The following is a 5,936-nucleotide window of genomic DNA, read 5'->3' on the forward strand; positions in this document are numbered from 1 at the left end:
GTGGTGGCGAGCAACAACAGGACAGCTCGATCGCGAAGGTCGATCGGCGTCGCCTTGCCGATCGCATCGATGGCGCGGCGAACATCATCCCACGAAAGCCGGGGCGGTAAATGGGCCAGTCGCCAATATGGCGTTCTTGGGACGACGGGAGCCAGATCCTGCTCGTGGTGGCCACCCCAATGCAGAAAGCGGAGAAACGTTCGGATGTGAGAGATCGCCGCCGTGCGAGTGCCGGAGGTCGCCGAGAGCGACAGCCGATACTCGACAGCGGCAAGGAACGCCATCGCGGGACCTTGGCTCAAGGCCTCGTACCCTGCTCAGATAGTCAGAAAAGGAGCGCAAAAGCGGAGCGTCCGGATCATCGACTACAATGGGCGTCGAAGCAATGAATCGTTCGGGCGCCACCCGTCGCGCGTGTTGGAGCGCAGACACTGCCGCAATCCGCGGTGAGTCCGTGGTGAATGTGCATAGATAGCTATCGACGATAGCTTCGCCGATCGGCCGTGAACCGCAATGTGCTGCAACAAAACGGCCGAACCGCGCGATCCGGCTCAGATAAAGCTTAGCGGATGCTTGCTTGTAACCGAGCGAGAAAAAGTGCCCCGCGATGCGATCCATCTCGGCGCCGAGCGCCCCGTCACGAAGGCGTTTAAGTACCCCACGGTACGAAAAATAGAACTCGAGCATTGTGCCCCTCCGGCGTTACGGCGCAGGGGGATCCTGCGTCCGCACAAGGGGCACAAAATATTATGTGGCGGTGGAATCCAGCCGTGGCCGGCCCTGGCTGGCGTTAGGGCGCCTCCGCCACATAATCTCGTCCGACACATAAGAACGGGTCGAGACGGAGCATCTCCTGCACCTTGGCCGCAAGTCCATCGTGGCCACAGCGGAAGTCGACCGGTCGCGTTGCAACTTAAATCTTCAGATCAGCACCGGCCGCGATCATCGTGATGCTCGCACGGATCACCCGGGAGAGCTGCACCATCAATGGCCGTATCCGTCCGCAACACGACATCATCGATCGCGATCTCAAGCTTGATCGCCGGAGCCTGACGCTCCTCCAACGCACGGTCCACGACCAGCGGCGCGAATGTCGACGGGGATGTCTCGCACGGCGGCAACATGCCTTGCTGTCGAAACCTCCGTCGCCAATCGTAGATCTGCCAGCGCGTCGCTCCATACTTGCGCGCAACCTCGGACACCTGGGCACCGGGCAACAGACTCTCGGCAACGATCCGAGCTCTCTCAGCTCCCGAACGCACGCGGCGCCCCGACGGTCCTTCAAGAACTTCCAGCTGGCTCACCGACCCTGCCGATGGGCCGTCTAAATGGACGTCCTTTTTGCTGTCCAATCCCATCTCAAACCTCCGTCCAAGCCGGAGGCTTCTTCGCTTCTTCGCATAGCTATCGAGATCCCGAAGCAAGGGTTCCGACTAAGCGCTTACGGAGATCCATGTTCAAGTAGCGATGGTCCTCGAGCCAGGCTTCGTGGCGCTCGACGGTCAGCGCGCGGATAAGCCGAAGGCAGCTCTCGCCGTTGGGGAGGATTCTCACGACGTAGGTGCGCCGCCTGATCTCCTCGTTGAGACGCTCCAGCATGTTGTTGACTTCATGTGCTTGCGGTGCGCCAGCCGCAAACGGAACTAGGTCAGCGTCTCCTCGATGTTCTCTTCCACCCAGCCGGTTGGGATATTTGCCGCCCCATTTGCCGAGCCGGGCGGCCAGATCGCGCCGCACCTTAGCGATGTCGCGCCGGTCATACATCTAGCACAGTTCGAGCAGGCAATCGTCGTCGACCTTCCGAGGCACATAGTCGAGCGCATTCCTGAGAAAATGCACGTAGCAGCGCTGCCAGAAACGCCGGTGAGGACTTCGGGGATGGCCTCTTAAGCGCGGGATGGTCGTCGGAGACGACGAACTCCACCCCATGCAGGGCGGGCCTTCAATGTCTCCAGAAAATCCTTTCAGCTCGACCGGCTCTCCCGGTTGGCGAGTTCGACCGCAAGCACCTGGCGCCGGCCTTCCCAGTCAACCCCGATCGCGATCAGGACCGCGTGGCTGGCAATGATGCCATCCTCCCGGATCCGCTCATAGCGCGCGTCCAGGATCAGATAGGGGAATGGCTCCTTGAGCTTGCGTTCGCAGAACGCCTTCAGCGACGCATCCAGCCGCTTGTTGATCGCGCTGATCGCCGAGGCCGAGAAGGCATGCCCCACCAGCTCCTCGGTGACGTACTTCACCTTTCGCGTCGACACGCCCTGCACGTACATCTCGGCCAAGGCCGCAACCAGCGCCTTCTCCGAGCGCTGATAGCGCTCGAACAGCTCGGTCGAGAACCGCCCCTGCCGGTCCTGCGGCACCTTCAACTCGATCCTGCCGACCCGGGTGATCAGGGAGCGTATGTAGTAGCCGGACCGATAGCCGAGCCGAGCTTCGGTCCGCTCCCCTCTCTCCGCCCCCAGCGTCTCCGCCATCTCGGCTTCCAGCGTCTCCTGCACGGCGGCCTGGATCAGCGGCTTGAGGAACTCCTTGTCCGACGCCAAAAGCTGTTTGACGGCAGATACATCCGTCCTAATCTTCGTCACGGTCATGGTGGTCCTTGCTCCTCTACGAGTGGTGATAGTTCCAACCACCGGACTTACCATGACCGCTCCAGCCGCTCAGCTTTTGCAGAACCTCACGCACACTACCATAGATTCCTTTGGAGCCCTCGCAATCCAATCCGCCGGGCACGCTCAGCGTGCGGCTGATCAGATTGCCGGCCGGGCCCTCCCGCACCCGCGGGCTAGCGGCGCGGATCCGGTTGGCGAGCCAATCCGCTGCTTATCCGCTCAAGATGACCTAACCAAGGGCCGTCACCGGCTTTCAATTACCCACAAATGCTTTGATTCGATTGCGGTAGTCCTGATCAAAAAATCTTGAATCGGATGAATCGCTTGTGATTCATTGTCGTGCACCTGAATCGCCGACGACGAGGTGCCTTGATGAGTTCAAGCGGAAGAGCGTGTCGCTGGTCGGCCGGCCCGGATGATGGTGATGAAAATGCCGTCGAACATTGGACGGAGCGAGAGATCGACAAGACAGCGTTCAAGGATGCCCGTCTCGGTCAACGATTTAGCGAACTGCGAAGCAAATTGGTGACGGCATGGGCGGGAGCATACCGTTCGCGTGCCAGGACTGGGCGAACACGAAGGCGGCCTACCGCTTCTTCGCCAACGAGCGCGTGGAGGAAGCCGACATCCTCAGCGGTCACTTCGCCGCCACGCGCGCGCGTTACGATGATTGTAGAGGCCCGATCCTCCTTATTCAGGACACGACGGAATTCTCCTACCAGCGCGCAAACACGAGCGCTATTGGCCTGACCAAGAGCGTCAACAGCGGCCGGGGCAAGGACGGCCGTTGGCGCCATCACACGGTCTGCGGAATGCTGATGCATTCCAGTCTCGCCGTGACTGTCGAGGGCCTGCCGCTGGGACTGGCGGCGGTGAAGTTCTGGACACGGAAAAAGTTCAAAGGTACGGCGCAGCTCAAGAAGAAGATCAACCCGACCCGCGTTCCGATTGAGAAGAAGGAAAGCGTTCGCTGGCTCGACAATCTCAAGCAGTCGATCGAGCGGCTCGGACAGCCGGCGCGTTGCATTCATATCGGCGACCGCGAAAGCGACATCTACGAATTTATTGCCTGACGCAGGAGCTTGGCGGTCGTCCGTGAAGAATGCGGATTGACCTGAGAAATAAGCAGAATTGATCTTGATGTAGTATTCGATTTTGCAGGAAAGCGGGGTGTTGGACCTCGCTTTCTTGCGTTTTAGGATTTTGCTTTTGGGCGATTCGTGATTCCCTGACGGCGTCGTCGACATTGGGGAATGCGATGAGCAAGCCGCGGGATGATCGCCAGAAAGACCTGTTGCTTCCGGCGCTCGATCAGATCATCGACATGGGTCATCCGCTGGTGCGGTTGGCAGCGCTGATCGACTGGAACATCCTGAATGAGCGCTTCAGTTCGGTGTGCCAAGCAGGGTCGGGACAGCCGGGCTTGCCGACGCGGCTAGTCGCCGGCCTGTTCATTTTGAAGCACATGCACAACCTATCGGATGAGGTGCTGTGCGCTCGCTGGATCGAGAACCCCTACTACCAATACTTCTGCGGCGAATTGAGCTTCTGCCACCGTCTGCCGTTCGATCGATCGTCGATGACACGATGGCGGCAGCGGCTCGGCGAGGAACAGCTCGTCGCGTTGATCCAGGAAAGTCTTTCAGTGGCGCACAAGACCGGCGCTATCGGTCCCAAGGACCTGGAACGGGTGGTCGTCGATACCACAGTGCAGCCCAAGGCGGTTGCACATCCGACCGACGCGCGGCTGCTGCATCGAGCAATCATCAAGCTGGTCGGGCTCGCCAAGCGCAACCGTGTGCCGCTGCGCCAGAGCTATCTGCGCCTGGCCAAGCGCGCCGCCATCATGACCGGCCGCTATACCCACGCCCACCAGTTCAAACGCGCCCGGCGGCAGCTCAAGTTCCTGCGGACACGGCTTGGCCGGCTCATCCGCGACATCCGCCGCAAGATTGATGGCGATACGGTGCTGGAAGCTCGCTTCGGCCCGTTGCTCGGTTTAGCGCAGCAGGTGCGCAGCCAGGATCAGCATCAGCGCGGTCCGAAGGTCTATGCGTTACATGCTCCGGAGGTTGAGTGCATCGGCAAGGGTAAAGCCCGCGCGCCCTACGAGTTCGGCTGCAAGGTCAGCATCGTCACCCCCGTGACGTCTCCGAAGGGCGGCCAGTTCGTGCTCCATGCCAAGGCCCTGCATGGCAATCCCTTCGATGGGCACACGCTCGGTCCCGCAATCGCCGACATGGAGAAGCTCATCGGCGTGGAGGCTCGCCGTATCCACGTCGACAAAGGATATCGCGGTCACAACCACCCGCATCGGTTCAGGGTCTGGATCTCGGGTCAGGTCCGCCGCGTCACAGCTTCCATCCGTCGCGAGATGAAGCGTCGCGCGGCTGTCGAGCCCGTCATCGGCCACGTCAAGGCCGAGCACCGCATGGACCGAAATTATCTCAAGGGACGCCTCGGCGACCGCATCAACGCTGTTCTCGCCGCTGCCGGCTATAACTTCGGCCTGCTGCTGCGATGGCTCGCAGAGCTCTTGCGTGTCATCATCCGAGCCCTCTTCGAGACCGTCCCGGCTCGAAACATCGCTTGAGCCGGGCACCGCGCCAGTTCTTCACGAACGACTTGGCGCTCACTTCCTTGTCCGCGCCTGCGTCGATCGGCTGGCAGGCGATGGCGGTCATACGATTGCAACCGAGATGGAAGAGACCAGCGTCAAAGGCTTGCACTACATCGACGTGCGCAACGACAAGGATGAGACGACGAAGGCCGCGCTGGAAATCAAGTTCAAGCGGATCGCGGTCTTACCTCCCATCGGGACCCCGACGGTCGGTCAAACTCCCCCGGGTGAGGTCACCTCAAACTCCCCCACCTGATTCCGCCTGGCTGGGCGGCTGATCGGCCGCAAAGCGCGTAGCAGGACGTTTATTTTCGCCCCCTTTTAGGGAAGGGGGACGGGGAGTTGAACGTCTTGAAGCCGCATCTGCGAAGCACTGTATTTACGTTACTTGAGCGCCAGACGAGCCAACGAGCCCTCGACACAGCGCAGCGTCCCGTCCCGTTGCATGTCGGACGCTGTTAGCCTGGCGTAGATTGATGGCGGCAGGTTGCCGATCCCGCTGTGCGGACGAACGGTGTTGTAATCGTCCTGCCATTCGGCGAGCAGCTCCCGAGCATGATCGAGTGACGAGAACAATGTCTCGTTCAACAACTCGTCGCGCAGTCGTCCATTGAAGCTTTCCACGAAGGCATTCTGCTGCGGCTTGCCCGGCGCGATGTAGTGCCACTCGATCCGGGTGAGCTGCGACCAACGCAGGATGGCCA

At 60.8% G+C, this 5,936-nt stretch carries 6 protein-coding genes and 3 pseudogenes; 3 read left to right on the forward strand and 6 right to left on the reverse strand.

Annotation, left to right across the window (positions count from 1 at the left end; genetic code table 11):
* The 5 genes and pseudogenes from OWC48_RS45640 to OWC48_RS45655 all read right to left on the reverse strand — a co-directional run.
* A pseudogene (locus OWC48_RS45640) lies at positions 1-284 on the reverse strand (integrase); the annotation flags it as partial.
* A 506-nt stretch (positions 285-790) separates the two neighbouring features.
* Positions 791-901 (reverse strand): annotated as a pseudogene (locus OWC48_RS47315) (hypothetical protein); the annotation flags it as partial.
* Between the two features lie 25 nt (positions 902-926).
* Positions 927-1,358 (reverse strand): transposase, encoded by a 432-nt coding sequence (locus tag OWC48_RS45645; RefSeq protein WP_282525875.1) that lies wholly within the window; start codon positions 1,356-1,358, stop codon positions 927-929.
* A 46-nt stretch (positions 1,359-1,404) separates the two neighbouring features.
* Positions 1,405-1,929 (reverse strand): annotated as a pseudogene (locus OWC48_RS45650) (transposase).
* 35 nt (positions 1,930-1,964) lie between these two features.
* Positions 1,965-2,591, reverse strand: a complete 627-nt coding sequence (locus OWC48_RS45655) for a transposase (RefSeq protein WP_282525876.1) — start codon at positions 2,589-2,591, stop codon at positions 1,965-1,967.
* A gap of 554 nt (positions 2,592-3,145) precedes the next feature.
* Here OWC48_RS45655 and OWC48_RS45660 point away from each other — a divergent pair.
* The 3 genes from OWC48_RS45660 (at position 3,146) to OWC48_RS45670 (ending at position 5,488) form a co-directional block, all read left to right on the forward strand.
* Entirely contained in the window at positions 3,146-3,685 is a 540-nt protein-coding gene (locus OWC48_RS45660) for a transposase DNA-binding-containing protein (RefSeq protein ID WP_282525877.1), read from the forward strand.
* Positions 3,686-3,870: 185 nt separating this feature from the next.
* Positions 3,871-5,205 carry an IS5 family transposase gene (locus OWC48_RS45665; RefSeq protein ID WP_282525878.1) on the forward strand — a complete coding sequence of 445 codons (1,335 nt, stop codon included), beginning with the start codon at positions 3,871-3,873 and terminating at the stop codon, positions 5,203-5,205.
* Positions 5,206-5,311: 106 nt separating this feature from the next.
* Entirely contained in the window at positions 5,312-5,488 is a 177-nt protein-coding gene (locus tag OWC48_RS45670) for a hypothetical protein (protein ID WP_282525879.1), read from the forward strand.
* 128 nt (positions 5,489-5,616) lie between these two features.
* On the opposite strand, the gene OWC48_RS45675 is transcribed toward OWC48_RS45670, so the two are convergent.
* Positions 5,617-5,936: transposase (locus OWC48_RS45675; RefSeq protein WP_282525880.1), on the reverse strand; the 320-nt coding region annotated here is incomplete at its 5' end.

The sequence above is a fragment of the Bradyrhizobium sp. Arg816 genome (genome assembly GCF_029989365.1).
GTDB lineage: Bacteria > Pseudomonadota > Alphaproteobacteria > Rhizobiales > Xanthobacteraceae > Bradyrhizobium.